Source organism: Ruegeria sp. CL7 (assembly GCF_056536445.1).
In genome coordinates, this window is the sequence record NZ_JBQFPQ010000001.1 from 432522 (window position 1) to 450015 (window position 17494).

Below are 17494 nucleotides of genomic sequence, written 5' to 3' on the forward strand. Positions count from 1 at the left end.
GTCATATCACTTCGACCAGAACCAGATTGGTTGAGGCGGTGGCTTGCCGGACCTTCGCCAGCTCGATGTAATCAGGGTCGTCTTTCCAGGCTTTAGCCGCGGCAAGGTCCGGAAACTCCATCAGCACAATGCCACCTTTGGGCCAATCGCCTTCGACCCGTTCGACCGGTTTCGATGAAACCGTGAGCAGGCGTCCTTTGTGGCGGTAGAAGATCGGCATGAAACCCGCCAGATAATCCTGATACCCATCCGGGTGGTGGATGTCGATCTGCGCGATGAAATAGGCGGCCATTGTTTCCTGCGGATCAGAAATCAGAGGGCCATCTTACACCTATGTCAGAAAAACAAAAAAACGGCGGTTCCCAGGGAGGAGGAAGGGGAACCGCCGTCTTGTCAACATCAGAGCAGGGAGGAGGAGAGCCCCAATGTATTCGAACCCGGGTTTGAGCCCGGTATGGAGAAGACGCGGCGACGTCAGGGAGGAGGAAGGCGTCGCCGCGCGCTTTCAACATCAAGGCAGGGAGGAGGAGAGCCTCGATGTATCAGGATCCGGCGAGTTGAGGCCGGTATATGGTGCGGCAACGTCAGGGAGGAGGAGAGACGTTGCCGCTGATAACAGACCCTAAGGGAGGAGGAAGGGCCTGATCTCGATATTCGTGGCGCGCTTATTGCGCGATGTGATCGTTGGCGGCCTGCATGGCCACCCGACGGATCATGGAACGATGCAGGCCCAGATCGGCCAGTTCACGGTCCGACAGTCCTGCCAGCTCATTGACGGTCTGGCGATACATACGATAGCGGGCAAAACGCGCCTTTGCGTTTTCGATCAAAGTTGCGATTCCGAACGCCGGTGTGCTCTTCGATGCTGTATGTGTGCTTGCGACTGCCATGCTCATCATCCGTATTTATTTGCTTTGCCGATTACACTCGGCCCTTGCTTGAGGTTGAAAATAGGCAAATGCTGCGATTGCACAATAGGTCGCGTCGTCAATGCTGCTATGCAGCAAGCGCATAGATTGGTTCAGTTTTTTCCTTCAACTCGAAATGCACCTTGAAACATTGGGCCTTCCCTTGGGTCACGGGTGACAGCGGAAACATGGCCTTCTTATGGCTTGCCTTTTAATTGAGCGGTGTTGGCTGGAATATGTGCGCAATAAAACCATTCAAGACGTGCGTGTGACCGAAGCGCCAGGCAAGGCGTGGCGGTTCAGCTATTCCCTGATGCACGATTTGCCAGTTTCGCACGTCGCAGAGCAAACTGCCCGAACGCCACGGGATTTCATGGGCCAATGTGGTTGTCGAGGGGAAGTCCCGCCGAAATTGCGCTCAAAGTGCAAATGATTCTGCGAGATCGCTGCCCAAAGATGCCGGGTTTTTCCACCCTGAATGGCAATTCTTTAGATATTCCGGGAAATCGTGGGAAAAAAATTCCAACTTCGAATTGTCTATATCTGGGGTGTTGCGCGGAAAGACCTCCTACAATTGGTGTCATTATGATCAAATTTTATGGTGGTATTGTTGTTGGAGCGTGATTCATGGAACACGGTTCGCAAAATTCCTGTTGATTTCCATGAATTCCCATGGCATCCCTAATACATCCGATGAGGACGAGGCAGCAGGGGCGCCAAACGACCCCGACCAAAAATAATCAGGTTTCATACAGGCATCTCGCTTTCATCAATCAAGAGATCCGGCGCGCGGGCGAGCAGACATCCCCCCAGGTGGCGCGTGCAGCTGGACATCCCGCACAGCGGGTCAATGCGGCGGGTTGATCAGTGGCAGCAGATCAACCCGCCGTTTTTCATCCGGGGGGAACGCGAATTTCAAGTGGGGCGCAAGCGAAAGGGACAGTCGTCTTGGCGCGCAGGTTCAGAGGTGAAAGCCACCATAAGGTGGATGCGAAAGGCAGGGTGTCGATCCCGGCCTCGTTTCGCCGCGTGCTTGAAGCCTCCGATCCCAACTGGCAGCCCGGCGACAATCCAGAGCTTGTGATTGTCTACGGGGATCATCGCCGCAAATACCTGGAATGCTACACGATGGAGGCGATCGACGAGGTCGATGCCAAGATCGATGCGCTGCCACGTGGCGCGATGAAGCGCAAGATGTTGCAGCGCCTGTTCCATGGGCAGTCCTTCCCGACCAATGTCGATGAAACCGGGCGGCTGGTTCTGCCGGCAAAGCTGCGCAAGAAAATCGGTCTTGAGGGCGAGGCGTTTTTTATCGCCGCCGGGGATACTTTTCAGATCTGGAAGCCCGAGACCTACGAATCCGAGGAACTGGCGGCGACCGAGGAATGGCTGGACGGCCTTGGCGACGATGTTGATCCGCTGGAATTCCTCGATGAAGTCGAGGGCGGGTGACGGCATGGCGGCCGCGGATCATCCACAACCGGACGCGCCTCACATCCCTGTCTTGCTGCGCCCGCTCTTGGCGGCGGTGGCGCCGGTCACGGGCGTCTGGCTGGACGGAACCTTCGGCGCAGGCGGGTACACCCGCGGATTGCTGGAGGCCGGGGCCGACAAGGTGATCGGCGTGGATCGCGATCCCTTGGCTTTTGAGATGGCGTCAGACTGGGCGGGCGCCTATGGTGATCGGCTGGTGATGCAGCCCGGCGTGTTCTCTCGTATGGATGAATATGCACAGAACCTGGACGGCGTTGTTCTGGACCTTGGCGTTTCCTCGATGCAACTGGACCAGGCCGACCGCGGGTTTTCCTTCATGAAGGATGGTCCTTTGGACATGCGCATGAGCCAGGATGGCGAAAGCGCCGCCGATCTGGTCAATACCGCGACCGAGGCGCAACTGGCCGACATCCTGTTCCACTATGGTGAAGAACGCGCCAGCCGCCGGATTGCCAAGGCGATCGTCAAAGCGCGCACGGAAGAGCCGATCACCACAACCCTGCGTCTGGCCGCGATCATCGAATCCTGCCTGCCACGTCCGAAACCGGGGCAATCCCACCCGGCCACGCGCAGCTTTCAAGGGCTGCGTATCGCCGTGAATGCAGAATATGAAGAGCTGTTTCAGGGGCTGATGGCCGCTGAACGTGCTTTGAAGCCCGGCGGGCAACTGGCCGTTGTCACTTTCCATTCCATTGAAGACCGAATGGTGAAACGGTTTTTCCAGTCCCGCGCGGGCAAGACGGGGCGCGCGAACCGCTATGCGCCCGAGATTGAACAGGAACAGCCGCAATTCACACTGAAGACCCGCAAGGCGGTGGGGCCTGACGAACAGGAATTGCAGGAAAACCCGCGCGCGCGCTCGGCAAAACTGCGTGTGGCGATCCGAACCGAAGCTCCGGCGGGGGAAATTGAAGCGCGGGCCATCGGAATGCCGCAACTGGGGGGAAGGGCAAGATGAAGAGTGTTTTGTATGTGTTGACTGCTCTGTCCGTGTTCGGGTTGGCGTTGTGGGCCTATCAGGAAAACTACCGAACCCAGCAAGTGGTAAAGGAAACCCAGTCTTTGCAGCGCGAGATCGGAATGGCACAGGTGCGACTGGCTGTTCTGAACGCGGAATGGGCCTATCTGAACCGCCCGGACAGGCTGCGCGAACTGGCCGACCTGAACTTTGAACGCCTTGGTCTGCTGCCGTTGCGGGCCGAGCAGTTCGGGCGCGCGGATCAGATCGCCTATGCCGAAGACCCGGACCTGCCCGTCGTTGATCCGATTGAATTGCAGGCCATCACTGACATTCAGGCTTTGGGCGAGGTGCAGATTCCATGACACGCACCCCTCTGCGCCCCCTGGCCCGAATCCTAGATGCCCGCGCGCGGGGCGAAAACCCCAAGGCAATCGAGCGTGAGAACATCCGCAAGCGCCACGAAGAGATGAAGGATCGCGCCCGCGCCCGTGCCGAAGGGCGTCTGCTGGTGCTGGGCCTGTTCTTCTTCTGCGCTTTTTCAGTCGTCGGTGTCCGCATGGGCATGCTGGCGACCTCGGAAGCACAAGAGCCTCTGGCCAGCGCACCGGGCGCGGCGATTGCCATGCAGCGCGCCAACATCGTCGATCGCGAAGGGCGCATACTGGCCACCAATCTGGACACCTATTCCGTTTACGCGCAGCCCCCGTTGATGATCGATCCCGTCGCCGCTGCAGAGCAGTTGGTTGCGATTTTTCCTGATCTGGACAAAGAGCGGCTGATCAAGGACTTCACCGGCAACCGCAAATTCCTGTGGATCAAGAAACGCATTTCGCCCGAGCAGAAGCAGGCCGTGCACGACATCGGTGATCCCGGCATCCTGTTCGGTCCGCGTGAAATGCGGCTTTACCCCAACGGGCGGCTGGCCGCTCATATCCTGGGCGGGTCCGGTTTTGGTCGTGAAGGCGTCAGCGCCGCCGAAGTGATCGGCGTGGCCGGTGTGGAAAAGCAGTTCGACGATTATCTGCGCGATCCGGCCAACGGCAACAAGCCGCTGCAACTGTCGCTGGACCTGACGATTCAAGCCGCAGTTGAACAGGTTCTTTACGGCGGTATGAAGATCATGAATGCCAAGGGGGCCTCGGCCGTTCTGATGAACGCGCATACGGGCGAGGTTATTTCCGCTGCTTCGCTGCCTTCTTTTGATCCGAATGACCGCCCGCGCCCACCGACCTCGGGCTTTGACCCCTCGGACAGCCCGCTTTTCAACCGTTATGTACAAGGCGTGTATGAACTGGGATCTGTTTTCAAGATTTTCACCGCGGCCCAGGCCGTCGAACTTGGATTGGTGAATTCGAACACCATCATCGATACGTCCGGGCCGATGAAGATCGGCCGCTTTCCCATCGGCGAATTCAACGGCAAAAATTACGGCAAGATCAGCGTGGCGGATGTGATCGTCCACAGCTCGAACCGAGGCACGGGGCGTCTGGCCTTGCAAATCGGTGCCAAACGGCAGCAGGAGTTTCTGGACGCGCTTGGCATGTTCGATCCGACCCCATTCGAGATTGTCGAGGCCAAGGGCGGTGTGCCGCTGAAGCCGAAGAAATGGGGCGAGCTCAGTACCGTGACAATTTCTTATGGCCACGGCCTGTCGACCAGCCCGATGCATCTGGCCGCGGGATACGCGGCGATTGCCAATGGCGGGCATTACGTCAGCCCGACCATTCTGCGCCGGAACGGCCCGCAATACGGGCCTCGTGTCATGTCGCAGAACACTGCACGGCAGGCGCAAAAGATGCTGCGCAAAGTGGTAACGGACGGCACCGCCAGTTTCGCCGAGGTCAAGGGCTATGACGTGGCCGGCAAGACCGGTACGGCCGACAAGCCCAAACCGCGCGGCGGGTACTATGATGACAAGGTCATTGCCACCTTCGCGACGATCTTCCCGGCCTACGATCCGCAGTACGTTCTGATCGTGACGTTGGACGAACCTTCGATCGTGGCCTACGGTGAAAAACGCCGCACGGCCGGGTGGACCGCCGTGCCTGTTGCCGCCGAACTGATCGGACGCGTCGCACCGTTGTTGGGGTTGCGTCCCCGGCTTGAGCCTGAGGCGGGCGCTGCTATAACGCTGACCTCAAACTAGGCTGTCCGGCAAGAGGTGGGTCATGGGCATAAGGACGAAGAAACTCAGCCAGCTGGCCCTGACCGCAAGAGAGGGCGCAAACCCGGATATCACCGGTCTGGCCGTTGACAGCCGCGAGGTGAAAGAGGGCTTCCTGTTTGCCGCGCTGCCCGGGTCCCGCGTTCATGGCGCAGAGTTCATCCAGTTTGCCCTGCGCATGGGGGCCGCTGCAATCCTGACCGATGCCGAAGGGGCAGAGATCGCCGAGGCCGAACTGGCAGCCTCGGACGCAGCGCTGGCCGTGGTGGAAGACCCGCGACAGGCGCTGGCCGGTGCCGCGGCGTTGTGGTTCGGCGCGCAGCCGCAAACCATCGTGGCCGTCACGGGAACGAACGGCAAAACATCTGTTTCCACCTTCGTTCGGCAGATCTGGTCCGCGCTTGGCCACGCCGCCGTCAACCTCGGCACCACCGGGGTTGAAGGTGCGTGGACAGCGCCGCTGGCCCACACCACGCCCGAGCCGATCACCTTGCACCGCTGTCTGGCCGAGGCGGCCGAGAACGGCGTGACCCATGCCGCAATGGAGGCTTCGTCCCACGGCCTTGAACAGCGCCGCCTTGACGGCGTTCACCTGACCGCCGCCGGTTTCTCGAACTTCACGCAGGACCACCTGGATTACCACGAAACCTTCGAGGCCTATTTCAACGCAAAGGCCGGTCTGTTCGACCGGGTTTTGCCGCAGGATGGAACGGCCGTTGTCAACCTAAGCGACCCGAAAGGGGCCCAGGTCCGGCGGATCGCCGAGATGCGCGGCCAGTCGGTGCTGACGGTGGGGCTGGGCGATGCCGACCTGTGTCTGATCAACCAGCGGTTCGACGCCACGGGGCAGGACCTGCGCTTTGCGTGGCAGGGCCGAACGTTCCAGACCCGCCTGAACCTGATCGGCGGGTTTCAGGCCGAAAATATCCTGCTGGCCTGTGGCCTGGTGATCGCTGCCGGGGACAGCCCCGAACGGGTGTTCGAAACTCTGCCCCATCTGACGACGGTTCGCGGGCGGATGCAACTGGCCGCCACGCGTGACAATGGCGCGGCGGTGTTTGTGGATTATGCCCACACGCCTGATGCTGTTGCCACAGCACTCAGGGCGCTGCGCCCGCATGTGATGGGCCGTCTGATTGCCGTTATCGGTGCGGGCGGGGATCGCGACGCCAGCAAACGACCCTTGATGGGCAGGGCGGCAGCCAACCATGCAGACGTGGTCTTTGTCACCGATGACAACCCGCGCAGCGAAGATCCGGCAGTCATCCGCGCGGCCGTGATGGCAGGCGCGTCAGAGGCAGCAGGCGACGCCAGCGTGACCGAAGTCGGCGACCGCGCCGAGGCCATCCTGCGCGGCATCGATGCGCTGCAACCCGGTGATGCGCTGCTGATCGCCGGAAAGGGGCATGAAACCGGTCAGATCGTGGGAGATCAGGTTCTGCCCTTCGACGATGTCGAACAGGCCAGCATTTCCGTTGCAGCGCTGGACGGGAGGGTCGCATGACGCTCTGGACTGCATCCGAGGCTGCTCAGGCAACGGGTGGACGGGTCACGACCGACTGGGCCGCTGATGGTGTCTCCATCGACACGCGCACCCTTCAACCCGGTGATCTGTTCGTGGCGCTGAAAGCGGCACGGGACGGGCATGAGTTCGTAGCCCAAGCGCTTGAGAAAGGCGCGGGCGCGGCTTTGGTCTCGCATATTCCCGACAACGTATCGCCAGACGCACCACTGCTGATCGTCGAAGATGTGCAGGCGGCGCTCAAGGCTTTGGGGCAGGCGGCTCGCGCCAGAACGGATGCGCGTGTGGTGGGGGTGACCGGCAGTGTCGGCAAGACGTCGACCAAGGAAATGCTGGCCGTGATCCTCGAAACACAGGGCAGAACCCATGCCAGCGTGGCCAGCTACAACAACCACTGGGGCGTTCCGCTGACCCTTGCCCGGATGCCGCGCGACACTGAATTCGCAGTGATCGAGATTGGCATGAACCATCCGGGCGAGATTGCCCCGCTGGCCCGGCAAGCCCGCCCGCATGTGGCGCTGGTCACGACCGTGGCGGCGGTGCATCTGGAAGCCTTCGAGAATGTGGCTGGCATCGCCCATGAAAAAGCTGCGATCTTTGAAGGGCTCGAATCCGGTGGCGCGGCAATCGTCAATGCGGATATCGAGCACGCGGACATCCTGCGCCAAACGGCACTTGGGCAGGGGGCCGGGATCGTGGATTTCGGCCAAGGCGCAACGGATTACCGGCTGACCGACGTTCAGCAGGGGACGAGCGCCGTGAATGCCGAAGCTGCCGTTGGTGATCAGGTATTCCGCTTTGCGGTGAACTCTGCCGGTACGCATTTCGCCATGAACGCACTGGGGGCTTTGGCAGCCTGCGTTGAACTGGGTGTCGATCTGGATGACGCTATCGCGGGTCTGCGCGCATGGTCTCCGGTCAAGGGGCGCGGCGTACGGGAAAGCCTGCCTTTGCCCGGCGGCGGGCAGATCGAACTGCTGGATGACAGCTATAACGCCAACCCGACCTCGATGGAGGCCGCGCTGGATGTCTTGGCCGCCTCCAAAGGCACCCGCCGCGTTGCGTTTCTGGGTGACATGAAGGAACTGGGCGCCCAGGAAGAGGCCATGCATGCCGCCATGGCGGATATCGAGGCGATGGCGCGCGTGGATCAGGTTCATTGCATCGGGCCATTGATGCAGGCAATGCACCGCGCGCTGCCCGAGAAGAAACGTGGGCTCTGGTTCGCAACCAGTGCGGAAATGGCGGAACATCTGCCTGCTTTGATCCGGGATGGAGACACGGTGCTCGCCAAGGGCTCACTCAGCATGGCGTTGGCCGCGATTGTTGACGGTCTGCGCAAAATGGGGCAAGGGGGCGCGCTTGATGGGTGAACTTGCCCGCGCGCCTCGTGTGAGAAAGGTATTGTCATGCTGTACTGGTTGACCGCTCTGTCGGACGGAGGGGATTTCTGGAACCTCTTCCGGTATATCACCTTCCGCGCAGGCGGTGCCTTCATGACCGCGCTGATCTTTGGGTTCATCTTCGGAAAACCCCTGATCAACGTGCTGCGCAAGAAACAGGGCAAAGGCCAGCCGATCCGTGACGACGGCCCCGAAGGGCATTTTTCCAAGGCAGGCACGCCGACGATGGGTGGATTGCTGATTGTCGGAGCTCTGGTCACGTCAACCCTTGTCTGGGCGCGGTTGGACAACCCTTATGTCTGGATGGTTCTTTTTGTGACCTTGTCTTATGCGGCCATCGGATTCGCGGATGACTACGCGAAGGTCTCAAAACAGAATACGCAGGGGGTTTCAGGCAGGATGCGCCTGGCTTTAGGCGTGATTATCGCCGTGCTGGCTTCGCTTTGGGCGACGTTGCACCATCCCGAAGCGTTGCAGAACCAGCTGGCTGTACCCGTCTTCAAGGACACGCTGGTCAATCTGGGCATCTTCTATATTCCGTTCTCGATTGTCGTGATCGTCGGGGCCGCCAATGCGGTGAACCTGACCGATGGTCTGGACGGGCTGGCCATCATGCCAGCGATGATCGCAGCCTCGACCCTGGGCGTGATCGCCTATGCGGTGGGTCGGGTCGACTTTACCGAATATCTCGATGTGCATTACGTACCCGGCACCGGTGAGATCTTCATCTTCACCTCCGCGTTGTTCGGAGCCGGCCTCGGGTTTCTCTGGTACAACGCTCCCCCGGCGGCGGTGTTCATGGGTGACACCGGATCGCTGGCCCTGGGCGGCGCGCTGGGCGCAATCGCCGTGGCCACCAAGCACGAGCTGGTTCTGGCCGTGGTCGGCGGCCTGTTCGTGGTCGAGGCGCTGAGCGTGATCATTCAGGTCCTCTATTTCAAACGCACGGGCAAGAGGGTCTTCCTGATGGCCCCGATCCATCACCACTATGAGAAAAAAGGCTGGGCCGAGCCGACCATCGTGATCCGCTTCTGGATCATCTCGCTGATCCTGGCGATGATCGGTCTGGCGACGCTGAAGGTAAGGTAAGTGTCTAAGTTTCTTGAAGGACTAAGGCCACATTTAGAGTGGGTTTCCAGTGCATTCCAAGCATTGGTCAGCGCCCTAGCGCTAGCATGGGGGCTTTGGTTTTCAGCCAGTGTTTTTACAGATGCTAACAACCCCCGATGGTGGATAGCCTATTTTATTGCTCTGCTTTTTTTGGCGGTAATACTCTACTGCCTGTTGACCCATGCCGTTCTGGTTTCACTTCGTGGCTTACAGCAGATAAAAGAAGATGAAGGTTACGAAAAGGTTGAGGAATTAGGCTGGAAGGCTCAAGTGCGGATATTGGCTTTTTTTGTCGGATTTTCACTGGTTGTGTTACCCATCGTCCTTTCACAATTGTTCAACGCAAAAGAGGCGGCTTTCTTGATTGCATGGGGAAGTTTGTTCCTGTTCCCATTGATGATTTGGTTGATGGTGACAGGGTGTATGGCAAAAAAGGACCGAAGTGAATGATCCCGGTCAAAGGCTTTGCAGGACAGAAAGTGGCCGTTCTGGGGCTGGGCCGGTCCGGTCTGGCCACAGCCCGCGCCTTGCACGCAGGAGGGGCGGAACCGGTGTGCTGGGACGACAACCCGGCCGCTCGTGATACCGCCGAAGGCGAGGGCTTCTCCTGCGCCGACCTGCGCAAGCATGGGGCATTTGACGACATCGCATCGCTGATCGTCTCACCGGGCATTCCGCATCTCTATCCTGAACAGAACCCCGTGGTTGCGGCAGCTCTGGATGCAGGCGTGCCGGTGGACAATGACATCGGCCTGTTCTTCCGCTCCTTCGCGGGGGCGGAATGGAACGGTTACGACACGCCGCCGCGCGTGATTGCGGTGACGGGATCGAACGGGAAGTCGACCACGGCGGCGTTGATCAACCACATTCTGACCGAGGCCGGTCGCGAGGCGCAGTTGGCGGGCAATATCGGGCGCGGTGTTCTGGATATCGATCCGGGCGGTGATGGTTCGGTCGTGGTGCTGGAGCTTTCCAGCTATCAGACCGAGCTGGCCCGCGCTCTGACCCCCGATGTGGCGGTGTTCACCAATCTGTCGCCCGATCATCTGGACCGCCACGGCGGCATGGGCGGATATTTCGCGGCCAAGCGGCGCCTCTTTTCCGAAGGCGGCCCGGATCGCGCGATCATTGGCGTCGACGAAACCGAAGGTGCGTTTTTGGCAGGGCAACTGGCTGAAGGACCATCGGATGACCGGGTGATCCGTATCTCGGTGGCGCGGAAGCTGACTGGGCCGGGCTGGCAGGTCTTTGCGCGCAAAGGGTTCCTGTCGGAATACCGCAAGGGGCGGCAGGCGGGGTCTATCGACCTGCGCGCCATCAAGGGCCTGCCCGGTGCACATAACCACCAGAATGCCTGCGCGGCCTACGCCGCCTGCCGGTCGCTGGGCCTTGCCCCGCGCGTGATCGAGGATGCGCTGCATTCCTATCCGGGTCTGCCGCATCGCAGCCAGATCATCGCCGAGGCCGATGGGGTTACCTACGTCAACGACTCCAAGGCGACCAATGTCGACAGCGCCCTGAAAGCGCTTATGGCATTCAAAAAGATCCGATGGATTTGCGGCGGTCTTGAGAAAGAGGGTGGCATATCAGCCCTGAACATGGCGGCGGGCGAAGTCATCAAGGCCTATGTGATCGGTCGCGAAGCGGCCGGTTTTGCGATGCAGCTCGAGGCTGATGCGCAGGTCTGTACGACGATGTCAGAGGCCGTGGCGCAGGCCATGGCGGATGCCCGACCCGGCGAGACGGTCCTACTGGCGCCCGCGGCGGCAAGTTTCGACCAATATGACAACTTTGAACAGCGCGGCGAGGATTTTGCAACGCAGGTCAAGCGCCGGCTGACAGAATAGCCATTTGCAATAGACCGCCGGCTGGGCCAAACTTGGATGCTATCAGCTTGACGCGGCACCATTATTGGTTTTGCCTTCCAGCAGATTCAACACGAGGTTATGACTATGCCATTTCGTAGACTTTCTCTGATCCTACCTGCCATTCTTGTTGCGGGGGCCTGTACGAACACGGGTGCCAACTATCAGCCCATCGTCGACGGTCCGGTCGGCCCGAATTACAACGTGGACCTGCAGCAATGCCAACAACTGGCGGCATCGCAGAGCAGCGTTGATGGCTCTACCGCGGGGAATGCAGCAATTGGCGCAGCGGGTGCTGCGGCCGTTACCGGGATCGTTCAGGACAGCAGCGACAATCTTGGTCGCGCGGCTGTGGCAGGTGCCCTGGTAGGCGCTGGCGCAGACGTCATCAATAAAAACCAGAACAAAGAAGTGATCGTGCGCAACTGCATGCGCGGGCGTGGCTACAACGTCGTAGGCTAGCGTCCGGCGGCAATTGCAACACCTGCGGCATGGCCTGACGACCATGCCCACTGGAAGTTGTAGCCGCCCAACCAACCGGTGACATCAACTGCTTCGCCAATTGCATAGAGGCCGGGGACATCCCTGGCCTCCATCGTTTTCGAAGACAAGTCATCCGTGTTGATCCCGCCCAAGGTGACTTCGGCGGTGCGATACCCCTCGGTCCCCGACGGCACCAGTTGCCACGCAGACAAGGCCGAGGTCAGTTCGACCAGTTTCGCGTCCGACTGATCCGCCAGCTTCCCGGACATCGGAATGATCCGACACAGGTAATCGACCAGCCGGGCCGGCAGATGCCGCGCCAGTTCAGTGGTCAGCGCCTTGCGGCCAGCGCTTTGCCGCTGTGCGCGCAACAGATCCAACAGGGGCAGGTCGGGGATCAGGTTCACCTGGATTGCCTCACCTTCGCGCCAGTATGACGACAGTTGCAACACCGACGGCCCGCTGAGACCGCGATGGGTGAACAGCAGCGCCTCGTCGAAGCTGGCGCTATCATTCGACAGTCGCACGGGAAGTGAAACGCCGGACAGGTCCTTGAACCGCCTGTCCGAGAAGGTGAAAGGCACCAGCGCCGCCCGAGTCTCGGTCATCCGCAACCCGAACTGGCGCGCGATGTCATAGGCCAGCCCGGTAGCGCCCATCTTGGGAATCGATTTCCCGCCCGTCGCCAGCACCAGATTGGCGCAGGTCAGGTGCTGCCGTTGCTCGTCACGCTCCACCTCCAGCGCAAAGCCGCCTTCGGTCTTGCGCAGATCGCGCAGCAAGGTTTGAACCCACAGCTCTGCTCCTGCACCGCTCATTTCATCCAGCAACATCCGGATGATCTGTTTCGAAGAGCCATCGCAGAACAACTGGCCCAAGGTTTTCTCATGCCAGGCGATGTTGTGACGCTCGACCAGATCGATGAAATCCCATTGCGTGTACCGTGAAAGGGCGGATTTGCAGAAATGCGGGTTTCGCGACAGGAAGTTGCCCGGCCCGGCATACATGTTGGTGAAATTGCAGCGCCCCCCGCCCGAGATGCGGATTTTCTCGCCGGGTGCCTTGGCATGGTCAATCACCAGCACGCGCCCACCGCAATGGGCCGCACACATCATGCCGGCAGCCCCGGCCCCAAGGATGATCGTGTCGTAGGTCATGCGCGGGGGATGGCGTGGATTAAACAAGATGGCAAGAGCCCATGCCGAAGTCGCGCGGCGCGCGCTCGCCGCGTTCTCTCAAATTCGAAGTCGGCTGACAGGGCGATTGCCAGAGTTCCAGCGCACTGACATGCTGCGGCCATACCGCAAAGAGGTTTTGACAAGACAAACTGGCAAAAGGAACTCTGAATGCAATTCCCCGAATTTATTTCGTCATTTCCAAAACTGGATGTGCCTTTTCCTGAAGACGTGGTGCAGACGGCCGTCATTCGATCAGATGCAGGGCTGGTCGCTTTCTTCACTTTTCTCAAGGACATGGAGCTTCCCCTGCATTCGCATGGTGCCCAATGGGGGACGGTGGTTGAGGGTGAAATTGAACTCACGATCGGTGGCCAGACCCGCATCTACGGCCCCGGCGACAGCTACTCGATCCCAAGCGGAGTCGCGCACGGAGGGACCATCAAGGCGGGGTCTCGCGTCATTGACGTGTTTGAGGAACCCGACCGATATCCGATCAAGGAATAATGCATAGCAACCCGCCTTGTGGATCAACGCGCGCGGCTCCGCTAAGCGGCGTGTCCAAAGCTGCAATAACCACGGGCCGCCACGTGCTGCCGGGGGTGCTTTGGGCCTGGAAGGTCGATTTATGCCTTGTGGCTTCATCCTACTAGCCCAAACACAAAAATCCCTGTAGAGTCTCAATCAGACCCCGAAAACGGGGCGTTGACGAGGCAGAGAGTGGCGGTATCTCATGACTGAGATGGTGTATGGCGCGGTCCAGGACCAGCGCGGAGAACCGATTCTACCGAAATGGTGGCGCACAATCGATCGCTGGACGATGTCCTGCGTTCTGATCCTGTTTGCCATCGGTCTGTTGCTGGGGCTGGCGTCTTCGCCACCGCTGGCCGGGCGAAACGGGTTCGATCCGTTCCATTATGTCGAACGTCAGGCCATCTTCGGCGGATTGGCGCTGATTGCGATGCTTCTGACCTCGATGATGTCGCCGACGCTGGTGCGTCGTTTGGCGGTGCTGGGTTTCCTGGGGGCCTTCGTGGCACTGGTTTTCCTGCCCGTCTTCGGGACCGACTTTGGCAAGGGCGCGGTGCGCTGGTATTCGCTGGGGTTCGCCTCGCTTCAGCCGTCCGAGTTTCTGAAGCCCGGCTTCATCGTCGTTGCTGCATGGCTGCTGGCTGCCTCACAAGAGATCAACGGCCCGCCGGGGCGGATCTGGTCGTTTGCCCTGTGCATGGCGATTGTCGGTATGCTGGTGATGCAACCTGATTTCGGTCAGGCCTGCCTGATCCTGTTCGGCTGGGGGGTGATGTATTTTGTCGCCGGGGCGCCAATGCTGCTGCTGGTTGGAATGGCCGGGTTTGTTGTTCTGGGCGGTATGTTCGCCTATTCCAATTCTGAACACTTTGCCCGCCGTATCGATGGCTTTCTGAATCAAGAGGTCGATCCGACCACCCAGTTAGGCTATGCCACCAACGCCATCCGCGAAGGGGGGCTGTTCGGTGTCGGCGTGGGTGAGGGGCAGGTCAAGTGGTCGCTGCCGGACGCGCATACCGATTTCATCATCGCGGTCGCGGCCGAGGAATACGGCCTGATCCTGGTGCTGATCATCATCGCGCTTTATTCGTTGGTCGTGGTACGTTCGTTGCTGCGCCTGATGCGGGAACGTGACATGTTCATCCGCCTGGCGGGCACCGGTCTGGCATGCATGTTCGGCGTGCAGGCGATGATCAACATGGGTGTTGCGGTACGTCTGCTGCCCGCGAAGGGAATGACGCTGCCTTTTGTCAGCTATGGCGGCTCATCCCTGATTGCAGGCGGTATTGCGGTCGGAATGCTGCTGGCCTTCACCCGAACCCGCCCACAGGGCGAGCTTGGCGAAATTCTGCGCGGACGAGGATAATGGGGAACCCTTACCTGTTGATTGCGGCTGGCGGGACCGGGGGGCACATGTTCCCGGCTCAGGCGCTGGCCGAGGCGATGCTGAACAAGGGCTGGCGCGTGCGCCTGTCTACCGACCCGCGCGGCGCCCGCTATACCGGTGGTTTCCCACACTCGACCGAGATCGTCGAGGCATCATCGGCCACATTCGGGCGTGGCGGTCTGGCGGCCAAGGCCATGGCCGGCCCCAAGATCGCCGGTGGCGTGGCTGGCATGGTGTTCCAGATGGTGCGGGACAAGCCCGACGTCGTTGTGGGTTTCGGCGGGTATCCCTCGATCCCGGCGCTGACCGCTGCGACCATGCTCAAAATCCCCCGCATGATCCACGAACAGAACGGGGTGCTGGGGCGTGTGAACCAGTTGTTCGCCACCCGTGTCGCGCAGGTGGCCTGTGGTGTGTGGCCCACGGACCTGCCCGAGGGCGCGCATGGCATCCACACCGGAAACCCGGTCCGGTCCGCCGTTCTGGACCGCGCCGCGGCCGGTTACATTCCGCCCGGTGATTATCCGATGTCGGTCCTTGTCATGGGCGGTTCGCAAGGCGCACGCATCCTAAGCGATGTGGTGCCTGGTGCCATCGCCGCACTGCCCGAAGAAATCCGCACTCACATCCGCGTGGCGCATCAGGCCCGGGACGAGGATGGCGAGCGCGTCACAGCCTTCTACAACGAACACGGCATCCGCGCCGACGTGCAGCCCTTCTTTGATGATGTCCCCCGTCGCATGTCGGATGCCCAACTGGTGATCTCGCGGTCTGGCGCGTCCAGCGTTGCCGATATCTCGGTCATCGGGCGCCCGTCGATCCTGATCCCCTTTGCCGCCGCCGCCGGAGATCACCAGACAGCCAACGCACGGGGCTTGGTGCAGGCGGGCGGGGCCATCATGATCCCGGAAAAGGCTCTTGACGTTCTTGCGCTGACACAGCAAATCACCACGGTTCTCACGAACCCCGAAGCCGCACAGAAAATGGCCCATGCCGCCTTGTCCGTCGGGGCACCTGACGCCACCGAGCGTCTGACAGCCCTTGTTGAACAATTGGCGCAGAAGGAGACCACATGAACCCAGCAACCAAACTGCCGCAGGACGTAGGGCCGATTCACTTTGTGGGGATCGGCGGGATCGGAATGTCGGGTATCGCCGAGGTGCTGCTCAATCTGGGGTACCGGGTTCAGGGCTCGGACCTGAAGGCATCGAAGATCACCGACCGGCTGGCAAGTCTGGGGGCCGAGATCTTTGTCGGTCAGCGCGCGGAAAACCTTGAAAACGCGGCCGTTGTGGTGGTCTCGACCGCGATCAAACCGGGCAACCCCGAGCTTGACGGCGCCCGTGCCCGCGGCCTTCCGGTGGTGCGCCGGGCTGACATGCTGGCCGAACTGATGCGGCTGAAATCCAACATCGCCATCGCCGGGACTCACGGCAAGACCACCACGACCACGATGATGGCCGAACTGATGGTGGCAGGGGATTTTGACCCGACCGTGATCAATGGCGGCATCATCCATGCCTACGGCTCGAACGCCCGGATGGGACAGGGCGAATGGATGGTGGTCGAAGCGGACGAGAGCGACGGCTCGTTCAACCGCCTGCCCGCGACCATCGCCATCGTCACCAATATCGACCCCGAGCATATGGAGCATTGGGGCGATTTCGACAAGCTGCGCGCGGGTTTCCATGAATTCGTATCGAATATCCCCTTTTACGGGCTGGCTGTGTGTTGCACCGACCATGCCGAGGTGCAGGCGCTTGTCGGCCGCATCACCGACCGCCGCGTGCGCACCTATGGCTTCAACGCGCAGTCCGATGTGCGGGCCGAGAACCTGACCTACAAGGGCGGCGTCGCGCATTTCGACATTCACCTGCAATACGAAGACAAGGTGATCGAAGGCTGCACTCTGCCGATGCCCGGCGACCACAACGTTTCCAACGCTTTGTCCGCCGTGGCTGTTGCCCGCCATCTGGGCATGAAAGCCTCGGAAATTCGCGAGGCACTGGCCAATTTCGGCGGCGTCAATCGCCGCTTTACCAAGGTCGGAGAGGTCGACGGTGTCACCATCATCGACGACTATGGCCACCACCCCGTTGAAATCACCGCAGTCCTGAAGGCCGCGCGACAGGCGACCGAAGGCCGCGTAATCGCCGTGCACCAGCCGCACCGTTATTCGCGCCTGTCCAATCTGTTCGATGATTTCTGCACCTGCTTCAATGACGCCGATGTCGTAGCTATCGCCGATATCTTCGCCGCCGGAGAGGACCCGATCGAAGGCGCATCGCGCGACGATCTGGTGCAGGGTCTGATCCGCCACGGCCACCGCCACGCCCGCGCGCTGTTTGACGAAAACGATCTTGAGCGGCTTGTGCGCGAGCAGGCCCGCCCGGGCGATATCGTCGTCTGCCTCGGGGCCGGTACGATCAGCGCCTGGGCCAATGGTCTGCCTGAGAGATTGCAACGAAAACAAGCTGTTTGACTTCCCTTC

General features: G+C 60.6%; 17 protein-coding genes. 14 read left to right on the forward strand and 3 right to left on the reverse strand.

Translation table 11 applies throughout. From position 1 onward, the window contains the following. Position 1 precedes the first annotated feature (1 nt). Together ACR0LI_RS02160 and ACR0LI_RS02165 are read right to left on the reverse strand one after the other, a co-directional pair. A complete protein-coding gene (locus ACR0LI_RS02160) occupies positions 2 to 292 on the reverse strand; it encodes a DUF1330 domain-containing protein (protein ID WP_480717939.1) in 291 nt (96 codons plus the stop codon). A gap of 373 nt (positions 293 to 665) precedes the next feature. Beyond that, positions 666 to 890, reverse strand: coding sequence for a DUF1127 domain-containing protein (locus tag ACR0LI_RS02165; protein ID WP_171630987.1), 225 nt, complete (start codon positions 888 to 890; stop codon positions 666 to 668). A gap of 966 nt (positions 891 to 1856) precedes the next feature. On the opposite strand from ACR0LI_RS02165, the gene mraZ reads away from it, so the two are divergent. The 10 genes from mraZ (at position 1857) to ACR0LI_RS02215 (ending at position 11889) form a co-directional block, all read left to right on the forward strand. Next, the gene (mraZ, locus tag ACR0LI_RS02170) at positions 1857 to 2360 is read left to right on the forward strand and encodes a division/cell wall cluster transcriptional repressor MraZ (protein WP_171630988.1); all 504 of its coding nucleotides are present in this window, start codon (positions 1857 to 1859) and stop codon (positions 2358 to 2360) included. Between the two features lie 4 nt (positions 2361 to 2364). Next, positions 2365 to 3360, forward strand: a complete 996-nt coding sequence (rsmH, locus tag ACR0LI_RS02175) for a 16S rRNA (cytosine(1402)-N(4))-methyltransferase RsmH (protein ID WP_171633764.1) — start codon at positions 2365 to 2367, stop codon at positions 3358 to 3360. Then, positions 3357 to 3725, forward strand: a complete 369-nt coding sequence (gene ftsL, locus ACR0LI_RS02180) for a cell division protein FtsL (protein ID WP_152458671.1) — start codon at positions 3357 to 3359, stop codon at positions 3723 to 3725. Before rsmH ends, ftsL begins: the two co-directional genes overlap by 4 nt. Beyond that, entirely contained in the window at positions 3722 to 5509 is a 1788-nt protein-coding gene (locus ACR0LI_RS02185; protein WP_209832510.1) for a peptidoglycan D,D-transpeptidase FtsI family protein, read from the forward strand. Before ftsL ends, ACR0LI_RS02185 begins: the two co-directional genes overlap by 4 nt. Positions 5510 to 5531: 22 nt before the next feature. Further along, positions 5532 to 7031, forward strand: coding sequence for a UDP-N-acetylmuramoyl-L-alanyl-D-glutamate--2,6-diaminopimelate ligase (locus ACR0LI_RS02190; protein ID WP_480619882.1), 1500 nt, complete (start codon positions 5532 to 5534; stop codon positions 7029 to 7031). Continuing rightward, positions 7028 to 8422, forward strand: coding sequence for a UDP-N-acetylmuramoyl-tripeptide--D-alanyl-D-alanine ligase (locus ACR0LI_RS02195; RefSeq protein ID WP_480490639.1), 1395 nt, complete (start codon positions 7028 to 7030; stop codon positions 8420 to 8422). The genes ACR0LI_RS02190 and ACR0LI_RS02195 overlap by 4 nt, the downstream gene beginning before the upstream one ends. 36 nt (positions 8423 to 8458) lie before the next feature. Next, positions 8459 to 9541: a phospho-N-acetylmuramoyl-pentapeptide-transferase gene (mraY, locus tag ACR0LI_RS02200; protein WP_171630992.1), complete on the forward strand. Its 1083-nt coding sequence runs from the start codon at positions 8459 to 8461 to the stop codon at positions 9539 to 9541. After that, positions 9542 to 10012 (forward strand): hypothetical protein, encoded by a 471-nt coding sequence (locus ACR0LI_RS02205; protein ID WP_480717940.1) that lies wholly within the window; start codon positions 9542 to 9544, stop codon positions 10010 to 10012. After that, on the forward strand, positions 10009 to 11409 hold the full coding sequence (murD, locus tag ACR0LI_RS02210; protein WP_480717941.1) for a UDP-N-acetylmuramoyl-L-alanine--D-glutamate ligase: 1401 nt from the start codon (positions 10009 to 10011) through the stop codon (positions 11407 to 11409). The genes ACR0LI_RS02205 and murD overlap by 4 nt, the downstream gene beginning before the upstream one ends. Positions 11410 to 11514: 105 nt before the next feature. Then, positions 11515 to 11889: a glycine zipper family protein gene (locus tag ACR0LI_RS02215; protein ID WP_245217959.1), complete on the forward strand. Its 375-nt coding sequence runs from the start codon at positions 11515 to 11517 to the stop codon at positions 11887 to 11889. Here ACR0LI_RS02215 and ACR0LI_RS02220 read toward each other — a convergent pair. After that, a complete protein-coding gene (locus ACR0LI_RS02220) occupies positions 11886 to 13067 on the reverse strand; it encodes a BaiN/RdsA family NAD(P)/FAD-dependent oxidoreductase (RefSeq protein ID WP_480717942.1) in 1182 nt (393 codons plus the stop codon). The two genes, ACR0LI_RS02215 and ACR0LI_RS02220, sit on opposite strands and share 4 nt — an antisense overlap. A gap of 189 nt (positions 13068 to 13256) precedes the next feature. Between ACR0LI_RS02220 and ACR0LI_RS02225 the strand changes: the two genes are divergently transcribed. From ACR0LI_RS02225 to murC, 4 genes are all read left to right on the forward strand, one after another. Next, positions 13257 to 13592: a cupin domain-containing protein gene (locus ACR0LI_RS02225; protein WP_209832518.1), complete on the forward strand. Its 336-nt coding sequence runs from the start codon at positions 13257 to 13259 to the stop codon at positions 13590 to 13592. Positions 13593 to 13818: 226 nt separating this feature from the next. Then, positions 13819 to 14982, forward strand: a complete 1164-nt coding sequence (gene ftsW / locus ACR0LI_RS02230; RefSeq protein ID WP_171362489.1) for a putative lipid II flippase FtsW — start codon at positions 13819 to 13821, stop codon at positions 14980 to 14982. Beyond that, positions 14982 to 16079, forward strand: coding sequence for a UDP-N-acetylglucosamine--N-acetylmuramyl-(pentapeptide) pyrophosphoryl-undecaprenol N-acetylglucosamine transferase (locus ACR0LI_RS02235; protein ID WP_480717943.1), 1098 nt, complete (start codon positions 14982 to 14984; stop codon positions 16077 to 16079). Before ftsW ends, ACR0LI_RS02235 begins: the two co-directional genes overlap by 1 nt. Further along, on the forward strand, positions 16076 to 17485 hold the full coding sequence (gene murC / locus ACR0LI_RS02240; RefSeq protein WP_171630998.1) for a UDP-N-acetylmuramate--L-alanine ligase: 1410 nt from the start codon (positions 16076 to 16078) through the stop codon (positions 17483 to 17485). The genes ACR0LI_RS02235 and murC overlap by 4 nt, the downstream gene beginning before the upstream one ends. Positions 17486 to 17494: the final 9 nt, after the last annotated feature.